Origin of the sequence: Streptomyces sp. NPDC058289, from assembly GCF_042880975.1 — a bacterium.
Lineage (GTDB): Bacteria > Actinomycetota > Actinomycetes > Streptomycetales > Streptomycetaceae > Streptomyces > Streptomyces stoeckheimensis.
This window is the reverse complement of the sequence record NZ_JBHVYI010000024.1, coordinates 15,147-40,374: the sequence shown is the minus strand read 5'-3', so window position 1 is coordinate 40,374 and position 25,228 is coordinate 15,147. Positions and strand designations below refer to the sequence as shown.

19 protein-coding genes are annotated in these 25,228 nt (G+C 73.7%); 11 read left to right on the top strand and 8 right to left on the bottom strand.

From position 1 onward, the window contains the following. Window positions 1-103 precede the first annotated feature (103 nt). Window positions 104-289, bottom strand: a complete 186-nt coding sequence (locus tag ACFVX6_RS14870) for a DUF6104 family protein (protein ID WP_007266501.1) — start codon at window positions 287-289, stop codon at window positions 104-106. A 145-nt stretch (window positions 290-434) separates the two neighbouring features. Here ACFVX6_RS14870 and ACFVX6_RS14865 point away from each other — a divergent pair, with 145 nt between their 5' ends. Continuing rightward, complete coding sequence (locus ACFVX6_RS14865) at window positions 435-1,661, top strand: aKG-HExxH-type peptide beta-hydroxylase (protein ID WP_389691414.1); 1,227 nt, start codon at window positions 435-437, stop codon at window positions 1,659-1,661. A gap of 87 nt (window positions 1,662-1,748) precedes the next feature. On the opposite strand, the gene ACFVX6_RS14860 is transcribed toward ACFVX6_RS14865, so the two are convergent. The 5 genes from ACFVX6_RS14860 to ACFVX6_RS14840 form a co-directional block, all read right to left on the bottom strand. Further along, the gene (locus tag ACFVX6_RS14860) at window positions 1,749-5,684 is read right to left on the bottom strand and encodes a multifunctional oxoglutarate decarboxylase/oxoglutarate dehydrogenase thiamine pyrophosphate-binding subunit/dihydrolipoyllysine-residue succinyltransferase subunit (RefSeq protein ID WP_389691412.1); all 3,936 of its coding nucleotides are present in this window, start codon (window positions 5,682-5,684) and stop codon (window positions 1,749-1,751) included. Between the two features lie 257 nt (window positions 5,685-5,941). Further along, entirely contained in the window at window positions 5,942-7,036 is a 1,095-nt protein-coding gene (locus tag ACFVX6_RS14855; protein ID WP_389691410.1) for an ATP-binding protein, read from the bottom strand. Further along, entirely contained in the window at window positions 7,033-7,776 is a 744-nt protein-coding gene (locus ACFVX6_RS14850) for a response regulator transcription factor (protein ID WP_330298546.1), read from the bottom strand. Before ACFVX6_RS14850 ends, ACFVX6_RS14855 begins: the two co-directional genes overlap by 4 nt. Before the next feature lie 279 nt (window positions 7,777-8,055). Further along, window positions 8,056-9,852 carry a glycoside hydrolase family 3 protein gene (locus tag ACFVX6_RS14845; protein WP_389691408.1) on the bottom strand — a complete coding sequence of 599 codons (1,797 nt, stop codon included), beginning with the start codon at window positions 9,850-9,852 and terminating at the stop codon, window positions 8,056-8,058. Window positions 9,853-10,054: 202 nt separating this feature from the next. After that, entirely contained in the window at window positions 10,055-10,627 is a 573-nt protein-coding gene (locus ACFVX6_RS14840; RefSeq protein ID WP_389691406.1) for an MFS transporter, read from the bottom strand. A gap of 148 nt (window positions 10,628-10,775) precedes the next feature. Here ACFVX6_RS14840 and ACFVX6_RS14835 point away from each other — a divergent pair, with 148 nt between their 5' ends. After that, window positions 10,776-11,435, top strand: a complete 660-nt coding sequence (locus tag ACFVX6_RS14835; protein WP_389691404.1) for a TetR/AcrR family transcriptional regulator — start codon at window positions 10,776-10,778, stop codon at window positions 11,433-11,435. Between the two features lie 31 nt (window positions 11,436-11,466). Here ACFVX6_RS14835 and ACFVX6_RS14830 read toward each other — a convergent pair whose 3' ends face one another. Beyond that, entirely contained in the window at window positions 11,467-12,096 is a 630-nt protein-coding gene (locus tag ACFVX6_RS14830; RefSeq protein ID WP_389691402.1) for a hypothetical protein, read from the bottom strand. Window positions 12,097-12,287: 191 nt separating this feature from the next. On the opposite strand from ACFVX6_RS14830, the gene ACFVX6_RS14825 reads away from it, so the two are divergent. From ACFVX6_RS14825 to ACFVX6_RS14805, 5 genes are all read left to right on the top strand, one after another. Beyond that, window positions 12,288-13,964, top strand: coding sequence for a hypothetical protein (locus tag ACFVX6_RS14825; RefSeq protein WP_389691400.1), 1,677 nt, complete (start codon window positions 12,288-12,290; stop codon window positions 13,962-13,964). 537 nt (window positions 13,965-14,501) lie between these two features. Further along, window positions 14,502-15,365 (top strand): sulfurtransferase, encoded by an 864-nt coding sequence (locus ACFVX6_RS14820; protein WP_389691398.1) that lies wholly within the window; start codon window positions 14,502-14,504, stop codon window positions 15,363-15,365. Window positions 15,366-15,524: 159 nt separating this feature from the next. Beyond that, the gene (locus ACFVX6_RS14815; RefSeq protein WP_389691396.1) at window positions 15,525-16,358 is read left to right on the top strand and encodes a DUF4097 domain-containing protein; all 834 of its coding nucleotides are present in this window, start codon (window positions 15,525-15,527) and stop codon (window positions 16,356-16,358) included. Between the two features lie 137 nt (window positions 16,359-16,495). Next, window positions 16,496-18,892, top strand: coding sequence for an endopeptidase La (gene lon / locus ACFVX6_RS14810; RefSeq protein WP_389691394.1), 2,397 nt, complete (start codon window positions 16,496-16,498; stop codon window positions 18,890-18,892). A gap of 190 nt (window positions 18,893-19,082) precedes the next feature. Then, window positions 19,083-19,523: a MarR family winged helix-turn-helix transcriptional regulator gene (locus ACFVX6_RS14805; RefSeq protein WP_243336175.1), complete on the top strand. Its 441-nt coding sequence runs from the start codon at window positions 19,083-19,085 to the stop codon at window positions 19,521-19,523. A gap of 107 nt (window positions 19,524-19,630) precedes the next feature. On the opposite strand, the gene ACFVX6_RS14800 is transcribed toward ACFVX6_RS14805, so the two are convergent. Then, entirely contained in the window at window positions 19,631-20,404 is a 774-nt protein-coding gene (locus ACFVX6_RS14800) for a hypothetical protein (RefSeq protein ID WP_389691391.1), read from the bottom strand. Between the two features lie 396 nt (window positions 20,405-20,800). On the opposite strand from ACFVX6_RS14800, the gene ACFVX6_RS14795 reads away from it, so the two are divergent. From ACFVX6_RS14795 to ACFVX6_RS14780, 4 genes are read left to right on the top strand one after another with little or no spacing between them, the layout of a single operon-like run. Next, on the top strand, window positions 20,801-23,722 hold the full coding sequence (locus ACFVX6_RS14795) for a nitrate- and nitrite sensing domain-containing protein (protein ID WP_389691389.1): 2,922 nt from the start codon (window positions 20,801-20,803) through the stop codon (window positions 23,720-23,722). Beyond that, window positions 23,719-24,210 (top strand): roadblock/LC7 domain-containing protein, encoded by a 492-nt coding sequence (locus ACFVX6_RS14790; protein ID WP_389691387.1) that lies wholly within the window; start codon window positions 23,719-23,721, stop codon window positions 24,208-24,210. Before ACFVX6_RS14795 ends, ACFVX6_RS14790 begins: the two co-directional genes overlap by 4 nt. Continuing rightward, window positions 24,207-24,596, top strand: a complete 390-nt coding sequence (locus ACFVX6_RS14785) for a DUF742 domain-containing protein (protein WP_382970494.1) — start codon at window positions 24,207-24,209, stop codon at window positions 24,594-24,596. The genes ACFVX6_RS14790 and ACFVX6_RS14785 overlap by 4 nt, the downstream gene beginning before the upstream one ends. Continuing rightward, window positions 24,577-25,218 carry an ATP/GTP-binding protein gene (locus ACFVX6_RS14780; protein WP_389691384.1) on the top strand — a complete coding sequence of 214 codons (642 nt, stop codon included), beginning with the start codon at window positions 24,577-24,579 and terminating at the stop codon, window positions 25,216-25,218. The genes ACFVX6_RS14785 and ACFVX6_RS14780 overlap by 20 nt, the downstream gene beginning before the upstream one ends. Window positions 25,219-25,228: the final 10 nt, after the last annotated feature.

Genomic DNA, 25,228 nt, shown 5'->3' with positions numbered 1-25,228 from the left:
TGGTACTCTCTTGTCTTTTGGGCTTGGACCCGGGGGACGTTGACGTGGGGGCCCGCCGCCTACGGGGGCGGGCCCCTTCGTCATGCCGTTCGTCGTGCCGCGGCTACTCGTCGTCTTCGTCCTCGTCGTCCAGGCGGGCCAGCCACGTGGCGAGGCGTTCCACCGGGACCTCGAAGTCCGGGTTCAGGTCGACGAAGGTGCGCAGCTGCTCGGCGAGCCACTCGAAGGTGACCTCCTCCTCGCCGCGCCGCTTCTCCAGCTCCTCGATGCCGCGATCGGTGAAGTACAAGTCGGGCTCCGTGCAGTGGTCGGGTGTTCGGGTGTGTCCCGTCAGGATAATCCGCCGCCCCGCCGGGCCCGGACCTGACCGCTTTCCGCCGTTCGCGGAGCCCCTCCCCAGGGCAGGGATGAAGGGTCCGCGGCGGGAGGTATGCATGGATCACCCCGAGCCGAGCGACGGCGTGCTGCGGGCCCTCGGCTCCACCGAGCCGTCCGCCGAGGGGACCGCGCTGGTGTGCGGCGTACGGCGGGCCCGGCGGCTGCGGCTGCTGCGGGAGCTCGCGGGACTGCCCGGCGCCCGCACCGGGGAGGCCGCCGAGCGCTGGGCCCTGCTGGAGGAGGCCGGGCGGCGCGACCCCCGTGCGGTGGGCGACGTGGTGCACTATCCGGCCACCGGGGTGTGGGCCGAGGAGACGCTGCGCCGGCTGCGCACGCGGCACGGGCCGCCCGCCGACCTCGGACACCTCGGGGCACTCGCCGCCGCCGCGGCGCTGCGCGCCGGGATCGGCTTCAAGATCACGCTTCGGCCCTCGCACGGACGCCTCGCCCTGCCCACCCTCGGACTGCTGCGCCCGGACCGGCCGGGCCCGCTCGCCCTGACCGAGGGCTCCTGGGACCCCGGCAACCCGGAGGCGCTGGCCCTGCACGCGCTGCCCGACGGGCACACCGCCCTCGACGACCTGGACCCGTACCGCGCCCCGGGTACGGTGCCCGCCGCCCGCCGGCTCACCCCCAAGGGGCACAAGCGCTGGGACACCCAGTGGTCCGGGGCCCTCAGCCTGCTGCGGCGCTACGACACCGCCCGCGCGGAGGAGGCCGGGAGGCTGTTGCGCTGCCTGGTCCCGCTGTCCGGCAGCTCCCGGTCCTACGGCGCGACCCTGCCCGCCGCGGCGGGCTCCGTCCTGGCGCGGGCGCAGCCGCCGCCCGCGCTGGCCGCGACCCTCGTGTTCGAGGTGCAGCACGGGAAGCTGGCGGCCCTCGCGGAGGCGCTCCCGCTGCACACCGCCGACCGCGCCGCACGGTACTGGGCGCCCTGGCGGGCCGATCCACGGCCGCTGGAGGGGCTCCTGCGGGGCGCGTACGCGCATCTCGGACTGGCGGGCTACTGGCAGCGCGCGGCGCTCTACGGGGCCAGGGGGGCGTGGGCGCAGCACGCGCGGGTGCGGGCGCAGGTGGCGGCGGTACTGCCCGTCCTGGACGCCTGCCCGGAACTCACCGCCGGCGGGCGGGTGTTCGTCGGTGCGATGGCCGTCGCCGAGCGGGGGATGGACGGGGTGCCGGCGCCGGGGTCTCGGTATGCGGTGGCCCGCGCGGTGGTGGATCGGGACCGGGTGGCGTGGTGCGAGGCGCACCCGAACCTGGCTCCGTACGCGGCCGCCTGACGGGTCGGGCCGCTGCGCGGGGCGGATGGCCGGAAGGCCCGGCCCCCTCGGGGGCCGGGCCTTCCACTGTTCGAGCAAGCGCAGTGCTCAGGCCTCGAAGACCTCGTTCAGGAGGAGCTGCTGCTCCGCCTGGTGGCGCTTGGCCGAGCCGACCGCCGGGGACGAGCCGTGCGGGCGGGAGATGCGGCGCAGGCGCTCGCCGGCCGGGATGTCCGCGCCGACCGCCAGGTCGAGGTGGTCGATCAGGTTGAGGGCGATGAAGGGCCACGCGCCCTGGTTCGCCGGCTCCTCCTGGGCCCAGATGTACTTCGCCGCGTTCGGGAACTTGGCGATCTCCGCCTGGAGTTCGGCACCCGGGAGGGGGTAGAGGCGCTCGATGCGGATGATCGCCGTGTCGGTGATGCCGCGCTTCTCGCGCTCGGCCTCCAGGTCGTAGTAGACCTTGCCCGCGCAGAAGACGACCTTGCGGATCTCGTTCGGGTCACCTGCTCCCGAAGAGACGCGCGTGTCGCCGATGACCGGACGGAACGAACCGGTCGTGAACTCCTCCGCCTTCGACGCCGCCGCCTTCAGACGCAGCATCGACTTCGGGGTGAAGACGATGAGCGGCTTGTGGTGCGGGTTGTGGACCTGCCAGCGCAGCAGGTGGAAGTAGTTCGACGGGAGCGTGGGCATGGCCACCGTCATGTTGTCCTGCGCGCACATCTGCAGGAAGCGCTCCGGGCGGGCGGAGGAGTGGTCCGGGCCCTGGCCCTCGTAGCCGTGCGGCAGGAGGAGCGTGACGCCGGACGTCTGGCCCCACTTCTGCTCGGCGGAGGAGATGAACTCGTCGACGACGGTCTGCGCGCCGTTGACGAAGTCGCCGAACTGCGCCTCCCAGAGGACCAGCGCGTCCGGGCGGGCCAGCGAGTAGCCGTACTCGAAGCCCATGGCCGCGTACTCGGAGAGCAGCGAGTCGTAGACGTTGTAGCGGGCCTGCTCGTCCGACAGGTAGAGCAGCGGGGTGTAGTCCTCGCCCGTCTCCCGGTCGATCAGGACCGCGTGGCGCTGGCCGAAGGTGCCGCGGCGGGAGTCCTGGCCGGACAGCCGGACCGGGGTGCCCTCCATCAGCAGCGAGCCGAAGGCCAGGGTCTCGCCCATGCCCCAGTCGATGGTGCCGTCGTCGATCATCGCCGCGCGGCGCTGCAGCTGGGGCAGCAGACGCGGGTGGACGGTGACCGTGTCCGGGATGTTGACCTGGGCCTCGGCGATCCGCTTGACGACCTCCTGGGAGATCGCGGTGTTCACGAAGACCGGGAACTCCTGCGCGACCTGGGCGGGCGCCACCGGGGCGAGCGCGGGCTGCGTGGCGGCCTCGCGGACCTCCGCGAAGACCTTCTCCAGCTGGCCCTGGAAGTCCTGGAGCGCCTGCTCCGCCTCTTCCAGGGTGATGTCGCCGCGACCGATGAGGGACTCGGTGTACAGCTTGCGCACCGAGCGCTTCTTGTCGATCAGGTCGTACATCAGCGGCTGCGTGAACGCCGGGTTGTCCGACTCGTTGTGACCGCGGCGGCGGTAGCAGATGAGGTCGATGACCACGTCCTTGTTGAACGCCTGACGGAACTCGAAGGCGAGCCGCGCGATGCGGACCACGGCCTCCGGGTCGTCGCCGTTCACGTGGAAGATCGGCGCCTCGATCATGCGGGCCACGTCGGTCGCGTACATCGAGGAACGCGAGGACTCCGGGGCGGCGGTGAAGCCGACCTGGTTGTTGATGACCACGTGCACGGTGCCGCCGGTGCGGTAGCCGCGCAGCTGCGACATGTTCAGCGTCTCGGCGACGACGCCCTGGCCCGCGAAGGCCGCGTCGCCGTGCAGGGCGACGGGCAGGACCGTGAAGTCCGTGCCGCCCTTGTTGATGATGTCCTGCTTGGCGCGGACCACGCCCTCCAGGACCGGGTCCACCGCCTCCAGGTGCGAGGGGTTCGCGACGAGCGAGACCTTGATCTGCTCCCCGTCCAGGCCCGTGAAGGTGCCGTTGGCGCCCAGGTGGTACTTGACGTCGCCGGAGCCGTGCATGGACTTCGGGTCGAGGTTGCCCTCGAACTCGCGGAAGATCTGCGCGTACGACTTGCCGACGATGTTCGCGAGGACGTTCAGGCGGCCGCGGTGGGCCATGCCGATCGCGACCTCTTCGAGGCGGGCCTCGGCGGCCGAGTCGATGACGGCGTCGAGCAGCGGGATGACGGACTCGCCGCCCTCCAGGGAGAAGCGCTTCTGGCCGACGTACTTCGTCTGCAGGAAGGTCTCGAAGGCCTCCGCCGCGTTCAGCCGGCGCAGGATCCGCAGCTGCTCCTCGCGCTCCGGCTTGGTGTGCGGGCGCTCGATGCGGTCCTGGATCCAGCGGCGCTGCTTCGGGTCCTGGATGTGCATGAACTCGACGCCGGTGGTGCGGCAGTACGAGTCGCGCAGCACGCCGAGGATGTCGCGGAGCTTCATCATCGACTTGCCGGAGAAGCCGCCGACCGCGAACTCGCGCTCCAGGTCCCACAGGGTGAGGCCGTGCTCGGTGATGTCGAGGTCGGGGTGCTTGCGCTGCTTGTACTCCAGCGGGTCGGTGTCGGCCATGACGTGGCCGCGGACCCGGTAGGAGTGGATCAGCTCGAAGACGCGGGCGGCCTTCGTGACGTCGTCGTCGTGCGAGGCGTCGATGTCCCGGAGCCAGCGGACCGGCTCGTACGGGATGCGCAGCGCCTCGAAGACGTCGTCGTAGAAGCCGCTCTCGCCGAGCAGCATGTTCGCGACGATGCGCAGGAACTCGCCGGAGGCCGCGCCCTGGATGACCCGGTGGTCGTAGGTCGAGGTCAGGGTCATGACCTTGGAGATGCCCAGCTTGTTCAGGGTGTCCTGCGAGGTGCCCTGGAACTCGGCGGGGTAGTCCATGGAGCCGACGCCCATGATGACCGACTGTCCGGGCATCAGGCGGGGCACGGAGTGGACGGTGCCCAGGCCGCCGGGGTTGGTGAGGGAGACCGTCACCCCGGTGAAGTCGTCCATCGTCAGCTTGCCGATGCGGGCCCGGCGGACGATGTCCTCGTAGGCCTGCCAGAACTCGAAGAAGTTGAGGGTCTCGGCCTTCTTGATGCCGGCGACGACGAGCTGGCGGTCGCCGTTGGGCTTCACCAGGTCGATCGCGAGGCCGAAGTTGATGTGCTCCGGCTTGACCAGGGTCGGCTTGCCGTCCTTCTCCGCGAAGGAGTAGTTCATCGACGGCATGGCCTTGATGGCCTGCACCATCGCGTAGCCGATGAGGTGGGTGAAGGAGATCTTCCCGCCCCGGGCACGCTTCAGGTGGTTGTTGATGACGATGCGGTTGTCGAACAGCAGCTTCACCGGGACGGCGCGGACGGACGTGGCCGTCGGCACTTCCAGGGAGGCGTTCATGTTCTTGACCACGGCAGCCGCCGGGCCGCGGAGCGTCACCAGTTCGGGGCCGGCAGGGGCCTCGGTGGCGGGCGCGGCCTTCTGGGGGGCTACGGGGGCGGGGGCGGCGGCGGGAGCCGCAGCCTGAGGGGCAGCGGCAGCCGGTGCGGCGGCGGCCGGGGCCTGGGAGGTGACAGTCACAGCAGGGGCACCAGAGGGGGTGGCAGGTACAGGGGCAGGTGCTGACACGGGCGTCGTGGGCGCGGCGACCGGGGTGGCGGGCGCGAGGCTCGCCGTCCCTGTGGCGGCGGCGTCGGAAGCCTGCGGAGTCGCGACGGTGACGGGGGCGGCCTGTGCGGAGGCGCCGTCCGTCGTCGTCGCGGCGGGGGGAGCGGGCCGGTCCGTGGGCTTATCCGCCTTCACCGGAGCGACAGCGCCCCCCGGCTTGTAGTCGGCGAAGAAGTCCCACCAGGCCCGGTCGACCGAGTTCGGGTCCTGGAGGTACTGCTGATAGATCTCGTCGACGAGCCACTCATTCGCGCCGAAGCCTGGGGCGGGGTTCTTTCCGCCTTCTCCTGCTTCGGTCGTGGTGCTCGAGTTACTGGGGGACTGTGGCGACACGGCGGCAACCGCCCTCTTCCGCTTCACAAGGTATGGACAGCGGGAATAAAGGCTACGCCTCCCGGGCCGTGAGATGCAGACCGGGCGGGACTTACGTCGCGTAGGTCACATCGAACGGCGGGTTTCACCACCAGGAATGGCGGGAAACAAGCGTGGTTCGGGCAGGAGGCACCGCGGTTGCGGCCCCCTGGCTTCGCACCCCTGACGGACCCCGGCGCGTGTGGCCGAGATCATGTCCTTCCCACTCGAACCCTACGTCAACTCGATGCCTGCGAGCTGCCCGGAAGTGTGACAAGGATCCGGCAGCCCCGTGCCGATTCGGCCACTCCGATGTGGCCCCCGTGCAGGCCGACGGCCCAGCGGGCGATGGCCAGACCCAGGCCCGTGCCGCCGTCGCCGCCCCTCGCGCTGCCCCGGTTGAACCGCTCGAAGACCCGGTGGCGCTCCGCCTCCGGAATTCCGGGACCTTCGTCCCTGACTTCGAGCACCAGCCCCCCGGGCGCGTCGCCCGCCCGGGCGTGGACCGTGACCCGGCCGTGCGGCGGGCTGTGCTTGACCGCGTTGTCGATCAGGTTCGCCACCACCTGGTGCAGCCGCTCGGCGTCCGCGTACGCCGTCAGGTCCGGCGGGGACACGTCCAGGTGGAGGTGGACGTCGTTGCGGGTGTGCCCGCCCGAGCCGGAGGACAGCCCCGGCCGGCCCGCGGCCGCCAGGCCCGACTCCTTCAGCACCCCCGACAGGTAGGGCCACACCTCGAAGCGGCGGGCCCGCAGCGGCACCACCCCGTTGTCCACGCGGGAGAGGTCCAGCAGGGTCTCCACCAGCCGGCCGAGCCGCTCGGTCTGCTTCAGGGCCGTGCGCATGGTCTCCGGATCGGCGGCGGAGACCCCGTCCACCACGTTCTCCAGTACCGCCCGCAGGGCCGCGATCGGGGTGCGCAGCTCGTGCGAGACGTTGGCGACGAGCTCCTTGCGGTGCCGGTCGACCGCCTCCAGGTCGTCCGCCATCAGATTGATGGTGGAGGCCAGGTCGCCCAGCTCGTCACGGCGGCCCGCCCCGCGCACCCGGCGCGTGTAGTCCCCGTGGGATATCGCCCGGGCCACGGTGGTCATGTCGTCCAGCGGCGCCGTCAGGCTGTGCGCCACGAACTGCGTGATCAGCATCGAGGCGATCACCGAGAACACCGTGATGAAGCGCACCTCGGTGGCCGTGCGCAGGGCCACCATCAGCAGGCCCGTGGTGATGAAGACCGACACCACCACGAGCGTGCCCAGCTTGGTCTTGATCGAGAACGGGGAGAAGGGACGCAGCCCCCCGGGCGGCCGCTGCCCCGGCGGCCGGTAGCCGCTCACGGCTGCGCCGGGGTCTCCAGGGCGTACCCGACGCCGTGGACCGTACGGATCCGCTCGGCGCCGATCTTCCGGCGCAGCGCCTTGATGTGGCTGTCGACCGTACGGGTCCCGGACGCGTCGGCCCAGTCCCACACCTCGGCGAGCAGCTGCTCGCGCGAGAGCACCGCCCGCGGGGTCCCGGCCAGGCACACCAGCAAGTCGAACTCCGTCGGCGTCAGGTGCACGTCCTCGGTGTGCACGCGGACCCGGCGCTGCGCGTGGTCGATCTCCAGATCGCCGAGGCGCAGGGTGGCCCCGCGCGGGGCGTGCGCGGCCAGCGTGGCCCGCTCCACCCGCCGCAGCAGTACGTGGACCCGCGCGGCCAGCTCGCGCATCGAGAAGGGCTTCGTCATGTAGTCGTCGGCGCCGACCCCCAGGCCGACGAGCATGTCGGTCTCGTCGTCCCGGGCGGTGAGCATCAGCACCGGGACGGGCCGCTGCGCCTGGACCCGGCGGCAGACCTCCAGGCCGTCGAAGCCCGGCAGCATGACGTCCAGGACCAGCAGCTCCGGCAGCCAGCTCTCGGCCGCGGCGACGGCCGCCGGCCCGTCCGCGGCCGTCTGCACCTGGAAGCCCTCGGCGCGGAGCCGCGCCGCGATGGCCTCCGCGATGGTGTGGTCGTCCTCGACGACGAGTACCCGGCGCTGCGCGCCGGGGGTGGCCGCGGCGCCGTTGTGGGTGGTGGTGTGCGTCTGTTCCATGTCCCGCCCCTGAAGATCCCGCGTGGTAGGGGTGCAGCGTAGAGGAGCGGCTGAGCTCCGGCTATGACGGGTTCGCTGCGCGGGTTCGTTGCCGGGGCCTCTGCCCCCGGACCTGCGATTCAAACGCCGGCGGGGCTGGAAGATCCAGCCCCGCCGGCGTTCGAGGTGCGGGGTCCGGGGCGGAGCCCCAGCGGTCCGGGCGCAGCTCGGGGTCTGAAGGTCCGGGCAGCGCCCGGGCAACGGGCGAGGGGCGGGCAGGGGACTCCCGCCCCGCAGGGGCTACAGGGCCAGGCCGTGGCCGTGCGGGAAGACCGGGTCGGCGGTGTCGTTCGGGACGTCCGGGCGGGAGGCGGCCACGGCCGCCATCGAGCGCGGGAGCTCGAAGGGAAGGCGCCCCTCGGCGGCGGCCCGGCCGAAGGCCACGTCCAGGAGGGCGGCGTCCGAAGCCCCGTAGTCCGCGATCAGCGCGGCCGCCCGCTCCGCGATCTCGGGGATCACCGCGGCCCGCTCCAGGTTGATGCAGACCAGGGTCGGGACGGCGTCCAGGAGGGACAGGATCTCGGTGAGCTCCGGCTCGGGGAAGGCCAGCGAACCCGAGTGGAAGAACGACTCGAAGATGTTCGTGCGGGGCTCGTGCGGGGTGCGCAGCCGCAGCACCGCCAGGTCCGCCTCGGCCGGGTCGGACACGAGTTCCCCGTACGCCGCCGCGACGTCCGCGTCCACGTCCTTGACGTACAGCTTCGGCCGGCCGGAGACCGGCAGGGTCTTCCCGGTGTTGGTGAGCACCGTCAGGGAGCGCCGCTGGGCCGCGGCGCCGGCCGCCGTGAAGTCGGCGCGGCCGACGGTCTCGGCCGCCGCGTCCGGGTCCACGTACGGGTTCTCGAAGAGGCCGAGGACGAACTTCTCGCGCAGCAGCCGGCGTACGGACGCGTCGATCCGGGCCTCGGGGACCCGGCCCGAGCGGACCATCTCCACGATGACCGCGGGGCACTGCTCGCCGCCGAACTGGTCCGAGCCCGCCTCCAGCGCACGGGCCGCCCGCTCGGAGACGCTTCTGTGCTCCAGGCCCCAGGCGCGGGCCGGGTGCGGCTCGCCGAAGATCGTCGATTCGGTGAGCAGGCCCCAGTCGGTGCACACGATGCCCTGGAAGCCGAGCTGCTCGCGGAGCAGCCCCGTCACGACGCCCTTGTTGAAGCCGAAGCCGACCTCTTCCCAGTCGGTGCCGATGGGCTGGCCGTAGTACGGCATCATCTGCGAGCAGCCGGCCGCGATGGCCGCCTTGAACGGCTCCAGGTGGTGCTCGCGCATCCCGCCCGGGTAGATCTGCTCCTTGCCGTGCGCGAAGTGCGGGTCCTCGCCGTCCTTCTGCGGGCCGCCGCCGGGGAAGTGCTTGACCATCGCGGAGACCGAGGCGGCGCCGAGCGTCTCGCCCTGCAGGCCCCGTACGTACGCCTGGACGAGCTCGCCCGTCAGCTTCGCGTCCGAGCCGAAGGTGCCCGACTGGCGGGCCCAGCGCGGCTCCGTGGCCAGGTCGATCTGCGGGTGCAGGGCGACGCGGAAGCCGACGGAGAGGTACTCGCGCCGCATGATGTCGGCGAACTCGAAGACCAGCTCCGGGTCGCCGATCGCGGCCAGGCCGATGGCCTCGGGCCAGGCGGAGAAGGCGCCGGCGTTGAAGGAGGCGCCGACGTTGTCGGTGAAGGAGTGCCGGGGGTCGGTCGACAGGGTCACCGGGATGCCGAGGCGGGTGCCGGCGGCCATCTCCTGGACGGCGTTCTGCCAGGTCGCCATCTCGCGGGCGCCGTAGCTGCCGAGGAGGTTGAAGTGGGTGAGGTGGCGGCCCTCGATCAGCTCGGGGGTGGTGAAGGGGAGGATCGAGCCGTCGGTCTCGGTGACCGGGGTGCCGTCCGCGTTCATCATCAGCATCGAGTGGAAGAGCTGGCCGGCCTTCTCCTCCAGGGTCATGCGGGAGAGCAGGTCCTCGACGCGCCGGTCCACGGGGAGGGAGGCGTCCCGGTAGGGGAGGGGCGCGGCGGGGTCGGCGGGGGTGGTCGGGGGCTTCGGGGTGGCGTTCATGGCAGGGCTCCTGAGGAGGTCGGTCGCGCGGGAGGTCGCGGGGGCGGATGCGGGAGCGTGCGTGGGGGTGGTCGCGGGGGCGGGCGTGGGGGCGGGCGTGGGCTCGTGCGTGCGGCCGGGCACGGGGGCGGGCGGCCGGCCGGGGCCGGGTGCGTGGGCGTCGGCGGGCCCGGTCGGGCGGGCCGTCACTTGACCGAGCGGATCAGCTGGACGAGGGCGGCGCCGACGGCCGCCGCGATGCCGCCGACGAGGAAGAGGGCGCCGTAGTTGCCCCCGCCGCCGATGGCGAGGACGAACGGCGCGAGATGAGCAGCGTGGTGACGCTGGAGCCGAGGCCGACGACGGTCAGCCCGACGGCGGCCACCGCCATGCCGCCCACGAGCCAGGGGCGGCGGCGGCCGAACCGGCTGGTCGTGCGGTCGGAGGGGGCGCCGAAGAGCGGGTTGCCGACGAGGGCGAGGAGCGCTCCGACGGAGAGCACCTGGCCGAGGGCGGCGCCGCGCTCGGCCTCCGGGACGATCTGGGCCACGCGCAGGGCCAGGGTCACCACGATCGGGGTGAAGACGGCGATGCAGACGCCGAGCTGGGCGGTGACCAGGCCGAAGATCAGCTTGGCGGGGGCGTCGGCGGGTGCTGCCGCCGAGGCGTGGGCCGGGGCGTCGACCGAGGCGTGGGCCGGTGCGTGGGCCGGGGCGGCCGAGCCGCGGGCCGGGGTGGCCGGATCGGGTCGGTCGGTGGCGTCGAGTGCGCTTCCGGGGTCCTGCGTGAGCGGCATGGGGGCTCCAACGTCTCCGCGTCGGCCTCGTCGCCGGCCGGGCGGTTTCACCGTAGGCGCGAAAACCATGCACCCACTAGGTTTTCGTGAAGTGAGCTGGATCACTCCCTCGGGATGGCCGGAAACCGTCGGGTTTAGGGTGGTCCGCATGGCACAGGACATGGGCCGAACGGCCCCCAAGGCGGGGGCCGCCCGGGGCGGCTACGCGGTGGGCGACGCCCGTCGCCAGAAGATCCTCGACACCGCCGTCGAGCACTTCGCGCAGTGGGGCTTCCACGCTTCCTCGCTCGCCCGGATCGCCAACGACTGCGGGATCACCCAGGGCGGCCTGCTCCACCACTTCCGCGGCAAGGAGGACCTGCTGCTGTCCGTCTTGGCGCAGAGTGAGCAGCACGACGTCGAACGGCTCTTCAGCGGGCCCGCGGAGGAGGTCCCCTCGGTCGCCGCGCACTTCGCCGCCGTGGTCGCCCTCGCGGAGGAGAACGCCCGCCGGCCCGGGCTCGTACGGATGTACAACACGCTGGTCGGCGAGTCCGGGAACCCGGGCCACCCCGCGCACGCCTACTTCCGGCAGCGCTACGACCGGGTCCTCGGCTACAGCGTCGACCTGCTCCTGGCGGGCGTCGCGCGCGGCGAGGTGCGGCCGGACACGGACTGCGAGGCCGTCGGCCGCGAGATCATCGCGGTGATGGACGGGTTCCAGATCCAGTGGGTGCTGGACCCGGAGGGCGTGGACATGGCGGTCCTGCTCCGCGCGTACCTGGACCGGCGACTGCGGGAGACCACGGTGGCGGGAACAGGACTGTGACGGGGCGTTGGGGGGTGGTGCCGAGCCTTCTTCAGCGCGGCTCGAAGGGCGGCAGGGCGCTCAGGACCCCCTCCAGGGGGCGCGGCAGCGTGGTCTGGTCGGCGGCGACCTCGTAGCCGCCGTGCCGGAAGGCGTACGTGAACGCGTCGAAGACCGGTTGGGCGGGCATCGAGATCCGCGGCAGGCGGGGGAAGTCCGCCTCCTGGAGCGCGGTCCGCAGCTTCGCGAGGCCGGCCGCCGGGAGCTTGTCGCGGTCGACCGTCTCGGCCTTGGCGTTGAGCCGCAGGAACGATCCGTCACCCTTGATGATCAAGGTGCTGGTCTTTCCGGTGATGCCCCCGCTGCGGGTGACCGCGACGAGCGTTTCGTCGGCGCGGGGCGGCGAAGCGCTGGGTGCGGGGGCGGAGGTGCTCGGAGCGGGCTGCGGGGCGGGACCGGTCGTACCGGTGCCCGGGTCCGGGCTCTGGCCGGCGCTCTGACCGGGGGACGGAGTCCCCGGGGCGTCCGTCGCCGTCCCTGAGGGGGTGCTCGTGGCGGTGCCGGTGCTCGTGCCGGTGCTGGTGCCCGGCTTCGGTGAGGCCCCGTCCTTCGACCCGCCGGAGGAGCACCCGCCCAAGGCCGCCGCCACGGCCAGCGTCACCGCCGCAGTTGCCGTCGCCAAGCCCACTCGCCCACCACGTGCTCGCACGCCCCACCCCCGCAGGTATCCGGCTCGAACCCCGAGTATGGAGTCAGCACCACCCGCACGGATAGCACTCGGAGGCCGACATCCGCCGCTTCGCCCTTTGGCGCTGGCTGCCGCCGCTCACCGCCTTCGCACTCGGCCTCTGGGGCCTCTCGCGGGGCGGCTCCATGTGGCGCGACGAGTCCGTCACGTGGCAGGTCGCCCACCGGCCGCTCGGGGAGCTCTGGGAACTGCTCGGTCAGGTCGACGCCGTCCACGGCCTCTACTACCTGCTCATGCACGCGGTCTTCGCGGCGACGGGCACCACCGCCTCCGACCCCGGCCTCTGGGCCCTGCGCCTCCCCTCGGTGGCCGCCACCGCCCTCGCCGCCTCCGGCGTGGCCGCGGTGGCCCACCACTTGGCGGGTCCGCTGCGCGGCGGGGGGTCTGGCCGCGGCGCGCTCTACGGGGCCGGCGCGCCCGGGGCGTCCGGCGACCCCGACAGGCCCGGCGACCCCGCCGGGCCGGGCAGTTCCGACGGACCTGGCGACTCCGACCGGCCTGGTGGGGCGGGCCGGTCCGGTGGGTCCGGCGGCCCCGGCGGCCCCGGCGGCCCCGGCGGCCCCGGCGGCCCCGGTGGGCCCGACCGGTCCGACCGGTCCGACCGGTCCGACCGGTCGGGTTGGGCCAGGGACCCCGAGGGGTCCGACGGGTGTGACCGGTCCGCAGGCCGGGCCGATCAGGGCGGCTGGGCCCGAGGCGCCGACCAGTCCGGGGCCGCTGGTCGCGCTGACCGCGCCGGCCAGGGTGGGCGTGCCGGCCTTGCCGGGCGGGTCGCGTTGGTGGCCGGGGTTGGGTACGCGCTGTTGCCGCCCGTGCAGATGTACGCCCAGGAGGGGCGCTCGTACGCGCTCGTCGCCGCGGCCGTCGTCTGGGCCACGTACCTGATGTTGCGCGAGCGCTGGGTCGCCTACGCCGTGGTGCTGGTGCTCGGGTGCTGGCTGCACGAGTTCGCCCTACTGGCGCTGCCCGCGCACGCGTTCGTCGCCTGGCGCTCGCGCGGCTGGCGGCTCGCCGCCGGGGCCGTGGTGGCCGCGCTGCTGCCGCTCGCGCTGGTCAGCGCGCGGCAGGCGCAGCAGCAACTGGGCTGGCTCGGACGGCCGAGCTGGCAGGACTGGGCGGCGTACGGGGTCCTCGCGGCCGCCTCGCTGCTCCTGGCCCGCGGGGCCGCGCGGGAACTCGTACGGGTCGCCCTGCCGCTGGCGTTGCTGCCGCCCGGACTACTGCTCGCGGTCTCGCTGGTGCACCCCTGGTACGTGGACCGGTACGTCCTCTACGCGCTCGCCGGCCTCGCCCTCCTCGCGGGGGCGCGGCTCGCCACGGCGCGCGGGTGGTGGGTGTGGCCGCTGGTCGGGGTCCTGCTCGTCCCCGTCGGGCTCTGGTCCGCGTGGCTGCGCACTCCCGAGAGCCGCAAGGACGACGCACGGGCCGTGGCGGCGGCCGTCCGTGAACTCGCGCGCCCGGGCGACGCGGTGCTGTTCCTCCCTTCGCGGCGGCGCGAATGGCTGCTGTCCTCGCCGGAGACCTACGGATCCCTGCGCGACCTCGCCCTGTCCCGCACCCCGGCGGCTTCGCGGAGCCTCCAGGGCGTGGAGCGGACTCCGGAGGAGATCCAGGCGGCCCTGCTGGACCCTGCCGTCGACCGGGTGGTCGCCCTGCTGGACCCGGCGGGGCAGCCGGTGGACGGCTACCCGGCCGAGGCGGTGAAACGCCAGACGTTGGTCTCCCACTTCGACCTGTGCTCCGTGACGGACGTGCGCGGCGCCCGCGTGGCCCTCTTCGCCCGTCCGGGCAACTGCCCGTAGCTTCCGGCGGGTCCGCGGGTCCGCGGGTCCGCGGGTCGCTCCCGGCCCACCGTTCGGTCCCCGGGGGACCTGTGCCGAGCGGTCGCGCACACCTCCGGTCCGGCGGGCGGGCCGCCCGGCGCGAGTCCCGGTACCGCTGTGCGGGGGCGGGACGGGTCCGCGGGCCCGCCCCGGAGCCGCTGCGCGGGGTCCCCTACCCGCCCTTCCACCGTTCCCCGGGCCGGCCCGGACCCGAAAGACCTGGGGCCCGCCCCAGACCCCGCGCCTCAAACGCCGGCGAGGCTGGATTCGGCCGGCCCCCGCCCTCCGCGCCAGACCCCGCGCCTCAAGCGCCGGCGAGGCTGGATTCGGCCGGCCCCCGCCCTCCGCCCCAGACCCCGCGCCTCAAACGCCGCCGAGGCTGGATTCGGCCGGCCCCGCCGGTGGCAACGTGCCCCGGAGGTGGGTGCGTTCGCAGCCAGTCGGAGCGCAGGAGGGAGGATGGGCTGTGGGCCGCCGATCTTGCCGGGGGCCGTTGGATTCTGTCGGAGGTGCCTTATGGACGCAGACGCAGCTCGCCCCCACTCCCTCGTGCCGCCCGGTCCGCTCGTCGGTGGGGACTGGCTCGCGGAGCGGCTCGGTGCGCCCGGACTCGTCGTCTTCGACGCCTCCGTCGGGGCGCACCGGGACGCGGATCGGCGGATTGCGGGAGCCCGTCCCTTCGACCTCGACGGCGTGCTGTCCGACCACACCGCCGCCGCCCCGCACACCATGCCCGGCCCCGCCGCCTTCGCCGAGGCGATGCGTGCCCTGGGTGTGGACGACGGCAGCACGGCCGTCGTGTACGACGGCGCAGGCATCTACTCCAGCGCCCGCGCCTGGTGGATGCTGCGCAGCATGGGCTTCGACCGGGTCGCCGTCCTCGACGGCGGGCTGCCCGCGTGGGTCGCCGCCGGGCGGCCGGTGGAGGAGCGCCGGCCGGGTTACGAGGGCCCGCGCGGCTCCTTCACGGCCCGGCCCCGCGCCGGGCTGCTGGTGGACGCCGCCACCGTCTCGGCGGCCCTGGCCGATCCGGCCGCCGCCGTGCTCGACGCCCGCACCCGCGAACGCTTCGCCGGGACCGCCCCCGAACCTCGCCCGGGCCTGCGCGGGGGCCACATGCCGGGCGCGGTCAGCCTCCCCTTCGGCGAACTGCAGCGCCCCGACGGCCTGATGCGCCCCGCCGCGGAGCTCCGCGCGGCCTTCGGCGCGGCAGCGGGGGAGCGGGAGCGGCTGTACTTCAGCTGTGGATCGGGGGTCACCGCCTGCGTGCTCGCCCTCGGCGCCGACCTCGCCGGGTACGAGGACCTCGCGGTGTACGACGGCTCTTGGAGCGAGTGGGGCGTGCCGTCCCCGGACCGGCCGGTCGTGCAGGGGAGTTAGGCCGTCCCTTCCGGATCCCGCCCGCCGCCGGTCCAAGGAAACCCGACGTCGGACGCGGCGGGCCCCGCCATCGTTCCCGGAGGCCGGGGGATAACCCCACCCCGGATCCGGGCACGTGCACCATGCCCCCGCGGCCACCGCGCGGGCACGATCGACACCATGACCACGAAGACGCGCCCGCGCGGCGCCAAGGCCACTGTCACCGTCACCGCCACGGCGCTCGCCGCCGGGCTGCTGCTCACGGGTTGCTCCTTCGGCTCGCTCGTCTCCCGCGGCGGACCGGAGAAGACGGCGAACGCGGACGCCACGGTGGCCGAGGCCGTCACCGCGGTCGAGGTGTCGGACTCCGGAAGCGGATCCATCGAGGTGGTCGCCGGATCCGGCCCGGGCGTCCTCGTCCGCCGCACCATCCGCTACCACGGCGACACCGTGCCCGAGCCCGCCCAACGGCTCGCCGGCGGCGTGCTGACCCTCACCGCGGGCGACTGCTCCGGCCGCTGCTCCGTCGACTACCGGCTGGAGGTACCGGCTTCCGCCACGGTCCGGGCCAAGAGCAGCAGCGGCCGCGTCACGGTGTCGGGGGTGGCCGCCGCCGACGTCGTGACGTCCTCGGGCGGGGTGCGGGTGGACCGGATCGCCGGCGCGCTGGAGGTCGGTACCGCCTCCGGCCCGGTCCGGGCGGACCGGATCGCCGGCCCGCTGAAGGTCCGTACGTCCACGGGTTCGGTCACCGCCGGGGAACTGTCCGGGACGGGCGCGGACGCCCGTTCCGACTCGGGCGACGTCCGCCTCGCCTTCACGACGGCCCCGGCCTCGGTCGCCGTGCGGACCAGCTCGGGCGAGGCGAAGGTGAAGGTCCCCGCGGCCCCGTACACGCTCGACGTCTCCACCGACTCCGGCGAACGCGACGTCACCCTCCCCGCGACCCCTTCCGCCGCCGCCCGCCTCGCGGTGACGACCTCCTCGGGAGACATCCACATCTCGGCGGCCTGAGCACCGATCCGGCGCACGGGGCTTCCACGACCTGCCGGTCCTCGATGTTCGCCCCGGGCGAACGGGCGTTGGGGAACATTGGGGCGCGCACGTGCATTGAGTCGGCATAGCTCAACTTCACTGCCGGAGGGAACATCATGGCTTCGACGTCCGTAACGCTCACCCTGCCCGTGCTGCCGCTCGACGACGAGGTCGTGCTGCCCGGGATGGTCGTTCCGCTGGACCTGTCCGACGCCGAGGTGCGGGGTGCCGTCGAGGCCGCTCAGGCGGCTGCCGCGGGTGGCAAGCCCAAGGTGCTGCTCGTGCCGCGGGTCGACGGGACGTACACGGGCACCGGGGTGCTCGGCACCGTGGAGCAGGTGGGGCGACTGTCCGACGGGGATCCCGGGGCGCTGATCCGGGGGCGCGGCCGGGTCCGCATCGGGGCCGGGACGACCGGGCCCGGGGCTGCGCTCTGGGTCGAGGGCGAGACGGTGGACGAGACCGTCCCCGATCCGCTGCCCGGGGCCGTCGCCGAGCTCGTCAAGGAGTACAAGGCACTCGCCACGAGCTGGCTCAAGAAGCGCGGGGCCTGGCAGGTCGTGGACCGGGTGCAGCAGATCGAGGGGGTCGGGGCCCTCGCGGACAACTCCGGGTACTCCCCGTTCCTGAGCGTCGAGCAGAAGGTGGAGCTGCTGGAGACGGCCGACCCGGTCGCCCGGCTGCGGCTCGCGGTCAAGGCCCTCAGCGACCACCTCGCCGAGCAGGACGTCGCCGAGTCCATCGCCAAGGACGTCCAGGACGGCGTCGACAAGGTCCAGCGCGAGTTCCTGCTCAAGCGCCAGCTCGACGCCGTGCGCAAGGAACTGCGCGAGCTCAGCGGGGAGAAGGAAGGGGAGGAGTCCGACGACTACCGGGCCCGCGTCGAGGCCGCCGACCTGCCCGAGAAGGTGCGGGAGGCCGCCCTCAAGGAAGTCGACAAGCTGGAGCGCTCCAGTGACCAGTCCCCGGAGGGGTCCTGGATCCGCACCTGGCTGGACACCGTGCTCGAACTGCCCTGGAACGAGCGGACCGAGGACGAGTACGACATCCGGGGAGCCCGCGCCGTCCTGGACGCCGAGCACGCCGGACTGAGCGACGTGAAGGACCGCATCACCGAGTACCTGGCGGTGCGCAAGCGCCGCTCCGAGCGCGGGATGGGCGTGGTCGGCGGGCGCAGGGGCGGGGCCGTACTGGCGCTCGTAGGCCCTCCCGGCGTCGGGAAGACCTCCCTAGGGGAGTCCGTGGCCCACGCCATGGGGCGCAAGTTCGTCCGCGTGGCCCTCGGCGGCGTCCGCGACGAGGCCGAGATCCGCGGGCACCGGCGTACGTACGTGGGCGCGCTGCCCGGCCGGATCGTACGGGCGATCAAGGAAGCCGGGTCCATGAACCCGGTCGTCCTGCTCGACGAGATCGACAAGGTCGGCTCCGACTTCCGGGGAGACCCGGCGGCGGCTCTGCTCGAAGTCCTCGACCCCGCCCAGAACCACACCTTCCGGGACCACTACCTGGAGGTGGAACTGGACCTGAGCGACGTGGTGTTCCTCGCCACCGCGAACGTACTGGAGTCCATCCCCGAGGCCCTCGCCGACCGCATGGAACTGGTACGCCTCGACGGCTACACCGAGGACGAGAAGGTCGTCATCGCTCGCGACCACCTGCTGCCCCGGCAGCTGGAGCGCGCCGGCCTGGCCGCGGAGGAAGTGGTCCTGGAGGAGGACGCCCTGCGCAGGCTGGCGGGGGAGTACACCCGCGAGGCGGGCGTGCGCACCCTGGAGCGTTCCCTCGCCCGGCTGCTGCGCAAGGTGGCCTCCCAGCACGAGCTGGGGGAGCGGGAGCTGCCGCTGCGGATCGGCGCCGACGACCTGCGGGCATTCATCGGGCGGCCGCACCACGTACCGGAGTCGGCGCAGGACCCGGCCGAGCGGCGCACCGCGGTACCGGGCGTGGCCACCGGCCTCGCCGTGACCGGGGCGGGCGGCGACGTCCTGTTCGTCGAGGCCTCGCTGGCCGATCCCGAGACGGGCGCGGCCGGGCTCACGCTGACGGGCCAGCTCGGAGACGTGATGAAGGAGTCGGCGCAGATCGCGCTCAGCTTCCTGCGCTCCCACGGCGCCGAGCTGGAACTCCCGGTCGCCGACCTGAAGGACAGGGGCGTGCACATCCACTTCCCGGCGGGCGCGGTGCCCAAGGACGGTCCGAGCGCGGGCATCACGATGACGACGGCGCTGGCCTCGCTGCTGTCGGGCCGGCAGGTCCGCACGGACGTGGCCATGACCGGCGAGGTCTCGCTGACCGGCCGGGTGCTGCCGATCGGCGGGGTCAAGCAGAAGCTGCTGGCCGCGCACCGGGCCGGGCTGACCACCGTCATCATCCCGAAGCGGAACGAGGCCGACCTGGACGACGTGCCCGCCGAGGTGCTGGCAGGTCTGTCGGTGCACCCGGTGACGGACGTACGGCAGGTCCTGGAGCTGGCCCTGGCCGCGGACGAGGTCGCGGTGGCCGCGGTGGCGTGATCCGGGCAGCCGATCTCCGGGCAGCCGGTGACCGGCAGCAGGCCACCGGCCATCCAGCCACCGGCCACCCGGCTGCTGGCCATCCGGGCGGGCCGGGGGCCCGGGGATCTCCGTTCCGGCGGGGCCCCGGGCCCTCGGCGTACCTGCTGCGAAATACTGGTGGCCCACCACACCAGCGAAGGAGCGGGCCGTGCACGGGACCGAAGACCAGGAGTTCCTTGCCCTGGAGCGGGAGCTGTCCGTCTTCCTCCGGCGGGCCCGCGCCTCCTCCGGGGAGATGGCGCGCGAGCTGCACCCCGAGCTGGAACCGGCCGCGTACGGGCTCCTCGTACGACTGGAAGCCGCCGGGCGGCAGCGGGCGACCGAGCTCGCCGCGTACTTCGGGGTCGGCAAGGCCACCATGAGCCGGCAGCTGCGGGCCCTGGAGGTGCTGGGCCTGCTGGCCCGCGAGCCGGACCCGGCGGACGGGCGGGCCTTCCTGGTCGGGCTCACGGAGGAGGGCCGGGAGCGCTTCCTGCGGGTCCGGGGCGCCCGGCGCGAGCAGTACATGCGCAAGCTCGCGGACTGGGACCGCGGAGAAGTGGCGGAACTGGCGCGGCTCCTGAACCAGTTGAACGCGGGCGGGGAGTAGCAGCACCGGGTACCGGGCGCGGCGCCGTGGTCGCCGCTGCTGCCCGTGCTGCCCACGCCTCTAAGCCTCCGCGCCTCCGTGCCTCCGCGCTGCCGAGCCTCCGCGCCCTACAGCTCCACGTAAGCCGCCGACGCGTCGTCGTGGCGCTTGTCGCGGCGGTGCGCCCGGCCCGGGTCCGATTCCAGCGTGCGCACCCGGTCGATCAGCGACTGCGCGCCCTCCTTGCGCAGCACCGCCAGGCACGCGGCCCAGTCGCCCTCCCCGAACGTGTCCGTCCACCGGCTGGCCCCGTCCGTGAGCGCCGCCACCGCCCGTACCTCCGCGCGCGGCGTCCGCCCGGTCACCGCCCGGGACGCCACCTCCGGGTCCGCGGCGGCGGTGAAGAAACCGCCCTCCGCGTTGCGCAGCGTGTCGGCGGAGGCCTCCGTGCGCAGCAGCTCGCGCGGGATCCGGTCCAGCCGGTCGTCGAGGACCGCGCGCACCTCCCCTCCCGGCGCCTGGAGGAGGAGTACGGAATCCGAGAGCACCAGGTGTTCGACGCAGGACGCGTCCCAGCGGACCATGACCACCGTCGCCTGCGGCGTCCGGACGTGAGAAAGGTCACAGGTGTCGCGGTGGGCGTCCGCGGTGACGCGGATGGCTTCCGCCAGGACGTGGTCGAGGGGCATGTCCCGGCGCGATCCGGACAGTTCGGTCAATCGGCCGCCCAGCCTGGCCGCGAACCACGGCACTCCGTGCACGCATCCGACCTCGCCCGGAGGCGGGGTGACCCCGTCGAGGGCCACCAGAACTCCCCCGCCCGAGGCGGGGATCGCGGCCGACAGCCAGTCCTCATTGGGGCGTTCCGGGTTGCCGGGGGCGGAGGAGAGATCGATGCGCATGGGGACATTCTGCCCGCGCGGGGCTCCGTAAGGGCGGGGAGAGTCGAGGAAGGTCCGGACCAAAGTGGGGCGGGTGGGGAGGGAAGGGACTCCCGGGGTCCACGGGGTGACCCGCGGTGATGTGGGCGGGCATCCTGCCAAAAGCCGCATCGATCTTTCAACCACCCGTCCACGGCGGGGCTCTGACAGCCGATCGCCGAGTTGGTCGCCAACTCCTCCGTGCTGTTCACTCCTTCGTGTGGCCGGGCGGGCGATGTGCGGCCCTCTTCCCAACTCGCTGCGAAGGTCTGAGGCGGTACGGCGGTAGGCGCGCGCAAGCGGCACGTACCGAGCAGCACATACCCGGCAACAGACAACGAGCACGAGCAGCACACGTAAACAGGATTGCGAGCACCGGTGCAGAAGAAGCGGCCTCGGAAGAACGGCACCGTCGCGAACGGCACCGCACCCGACGGCACCGCACCCGACCGACGAGCCCCCGACGGCCCGGTCGCCGCGACCGCTCCCGCAGGGCGCCGCGTCCGCGTGCGCCGCAGGCTGGTCATCGGGGTCGCCGTGGCCGGGCTCGCCGTGCTCGTGGCGGGAGCGCCCGCCGTCCTGTCCGCCTCCGCGGACCTGAAGGACTCCCAGCAGCTGGTCACCCTCGCCGACCAGAGCCGGCAGACCCTCACCCTCGCCCACCTGCTCGGTGACGAGCGCGACGCCGTCACCGCGTACGTGGCCAAGGGCCGCCCCGGCGGCGCCCGGGGCACGCAGGCCGCCGCGGTCCAGGAACGCACCGCGGGCACCGACCGCCAGCTCGCCGAGGTCCAGGCCGACGCGGACGAGGAACTCGCGCAGGCCCTCGGCCGGGTAGGCGCCGTCCGCACCGAGGCCATCGAGGGCAAGGACAGCGCCCTCGCCGCCCACCAGGCCTACTCCGGCGTCATCGCCGAACTCCTCGCACCGAGCGGCCGGCTCGCCGAGCTGACCCCGCCGCGCGCCGCCGACGCCCTCGTCACCGCGCGCCCGCTGGCCGCCCTCGGCCAGGCCGTGGAGCAGGCCTCCGCCACCCGCGGGCTGCTCCTCGCCGCGCTGTCCGTGCCGGGCGGCGACCGGCAGCCGGGCACCGCCTTCGTGGACGAACTCACCGCCGCCGCCCAGCGGGCACGCGTACGGGAACAGGGCGCGCTCGACGACTTCGCGCGGGCCGCGCGTCCCGACGTGCGCCAGAGCCTCACCGCCACCGTCACCGGACCCGAGGTCAAGACGGCCGACGACTACCTCAAGCGACTCACCGACCGGCCGGCGCTTTCGCCCGCCGACCGCAAGCTCGATCCCGGCACCGTCGGACCGGCCCTCACCGCCCGCGTCGACCGGATGCGCTCGGTCGAGGCCACCCTCGCCGGCCAGCGCGCCACCGCGCTCGCCGCGCTGCGCGACGACGACGTGACCGCGCTGGAGGTCATGGTCGCCTTCCTCGGCGTCCTGTTCCTCGTCACCCTCGGCATCTCCACCGCCATCGCGCGCTCCCTCACCCGGCCGCTGTCGGTCCTGAGGCGCGGTGCGGCGCGGCTGGCCACGCCGGAGGGCTCGGTGGAACCGGTCCGGTTCACGGGCCGCAACGACGAGTTCGCCGAGGTGGTGCGCCACCTCAACGCGGTACGCGACCAGACGGTCTCCCTGCACACCCGGATCGCCGGACTCGACGCCGACCGGCGCCGCCTCATCGGTCGCAACGAGGCGCTCTCGGCCGGCCGGGAGGCGCTGGAGGAAGAGCTCGCGCAGCTGCGGGCGGGGCTGGAAGAGCACCGCCGCATCATGTCGACCACGTCCGTGTCGCTGTCCCTGCGGACCCTGGGCCTCGTCGAGCGCCAACTCGCCGTCATCGAGGAGCTGGAGTCCGAGGAGCCGGATCCGGACCGCCTCTCCACCCTCTTCAAGCTCGACCACCTGGCGACCGTGATGCGCCGCCACAACGAGAACCTGCTCGTCCTCGCCGGCCAGGAACACGGCCACGGGCAGGGCGCGGCGGTGCCGCTGGTCGACGTCATGCGGGCGGCGGTCAGCGAGATCGAGCGCTACGAGCGCGTCGACCTCGGGGTGCTGCCCTCGTACGCGCAGGTCGCCGGGCACGCCGCCGACGACATCTCGCACGTACTGGCGGAGCTGCTGGAGAACGCGACGACCTTCTCGCCGCCCGACGCCAAGGTCAAGGTGTCCGGCTGGCTGCTGGACTCCGGCGACGTGGTGCTCTCCGTCGTCGACGAGGGCATCGGGATCACCGGGGACCGGCTGGCGACCCTGAACGAGCGGCTGGCCACGCCCGACGCGTACGACGAGGAGCCCGAGTCGGAACACGGCCTGGGCCTCGGCCTGTACGTGGCCGGACGGCTCGCGGCCCGGCACGGGGTGAGCGCGGAGCTGCGCACGCAGCGGCACGGCGGCACGGAGGCGCTGGTCGTCGTACCGGCGGCGCTGCTGCCCGCCACCCCGCCGGCCTCGCCGGTCCACACCCTGGGCGCACCGGGCGCACCCGCGCTGCACCTGCCCGGGGTGATCGCGGAGGCCAACGAGAACACCCTCCCCTCACGCGTACGGGGCCTTGCCGCCCACCCGCCCGAGGCCGCGGCGGCGCCGGTTGCGCCCGAAGCACCGGCTGCGCCCGAGACCCTGGCTGCGCCCGAAGTCGCGGCTGCGGCACCGGCACCGGCTGTGGACCCGGCCCCCGCGTCCTTCCCCGAGGCCGAGGCCGCCCCGGAGTTCTTCCCCGAGGCCGAGGCCGCCCCCGCGTCCTTCCCCGAGCCGGAGCCCGCTCACGAGACCGCGCGGGCCTCCGCCGCGGAGCCGCCCGCGCGGGTGGCTCCGGAGCCCGCTCCGGAGGGGTTCGCGCCTCCGGCCGGGCAGCTGCCGCCCACGGAGCAGGTGTTCCGGGTCCCGGCACCGGTCGAGGTGCCCGCCGAGCAGGTGTTCCGCGTACCGCCGCAGGCCGAGGCGCGCGCCGAGCAGCCGTTCCCGGCCCAGGCCGCCGCCGAGGCGCCCGAGCCCGCCCCGTACGGGACCGAGCCGGAGGAAGTCCTCACCGACAAGGGGCTCCCCAAGCGGAGCCCCCGCGTGGTGAGCGCCGGACGCGAGGACGAGGCGCGCCCGGCGCCGGGCCGGGTGGACGCCGACGAGCTGCGCCGCCGTCTCGGCGGGTTCTACCGGGGAGCCCAGGACGGGCGACGCGTCGTGGAGGCCGAGCTCGCGCACGCCCCCAGTCAGGACGCGCCGCAGGGCCCGCCGCAGGACGAGGGGCAGACCGACCGGGGGGACACCGCACAGGAGGCACGCACATGAACGCGTCCAGTACGTACGGACTGAGCTCCCAGGCCCGCAACCTTCAGTGGCTGCTGACCGACCTCGTCGAGGAGGTGCCCGGGGTCAACTCGGTGGCCGTCGTGTCCTCGGACGGGCTCCTCCTGCTGTCCTCCGATCCGGCGGCCCCCGACACACCGGCCGCATCCTCGGCACCGGCCCGCCCCAGCGGCCCCCGCGGCGCGTCCGCCGATCTCGCGACCATCGTCTCCGGCCTCGGCTCGCTCACCACGGGCGCCGCCGCCCTGATGGACGGCGGCTCGGTCAAGCAGACGATGGTGGCCATGGAGCACGGCTCCGTGTTCGTCATGTCCATCAGCGACGGATCGCTCCTCGGCGTGCACGCCACGCCGGACTGCGACATGAGCGTCGTCGCGTACCACATGGCCTTGTTCGTGGGCCGCGCCGGCCACGTCCTGACCCCCGAAGTCCGCAGTGAGCTGCGCCAGTCGATGGAGAACACCCCGTGAGGAGTCCGGCCTCCGACCGGCTGCCGATACGCGGCGCCGATCGCCGTCCCGCCCGTGTACGCCCGTACTCCCTGACGGGCGGCCGCACCCGTTTCACCCAGGTCCTGCACGTCGAGACCTTCGTCGCGGCCCTCGACACCAAGGTGTCCGAGCCGCGCAAGCCCGACCGGATGCCGGAGATGCCGGCGATCGTCGAAGTCTGCCGCCGCATGCGGACGATCGCCGAGATCGCCGCACTGCTGAAGCTGCCGCTCGGCGTGGTCCGCGTCCTGGTCAGCGACCTCGCCGACCAGGGCAGGATCCGTGTCTACGGGACCGGCCACGGCAGCGGCCGTCCCGACCGCGCTCTGCTCGAAAGGGTGCTCAGTGGGCTCCGCCGTCTCTGAAACCGGCCTCTTCTCCGCGAACCCGGACGCCGCTCCGGACGAGCCCGTACAGCCCTGGCAGTACGACCGCTCGCGCGCGCCCGTCGCCGTGAAAGTGCTGGTGGCGGGCGGTTTCGGGGTGGGCAAGACCACGTTCGTCGGTTCCGTCTCCGAGATCCGGCCGCTGCGCACCGAAGCGGTGATGACCGAGGCCGCCGCTCCGACCGACGACCTGTCCGGGACCCCGGACAAGCACACCACCACCGTCGCCATGGACTTCGGACGCGTCACGCTCGACGACGACCTCGTCCTGTACGTGTACGGGACCCCCGGCCAGGAACGCTTCTGGTTCATGTGGGACGACCTGGTGCGCGGCGCCGTCGGCGGGATCGTCCTCGCGGACACGCGGCGGCTGCGCGACTGCTTCCCCGCGCTCGACTACTTCGAGAGCTGCGGGCTGCCGTACGCCGTGGCCGTCAACCACTTCGAGGGCACGCCTTCGTACGAACCGGAGGACGTGCGGGAGGCGCTGACCATACCGGCGCACGTACCCGTCGTGATCATGGACGCGCGGCGCCGCGTGACGGTACTGGAATCCCTGATGACCCTCGTGGGCCACGCCCTCGACACGACACCCGAATAGAGAACGTGCA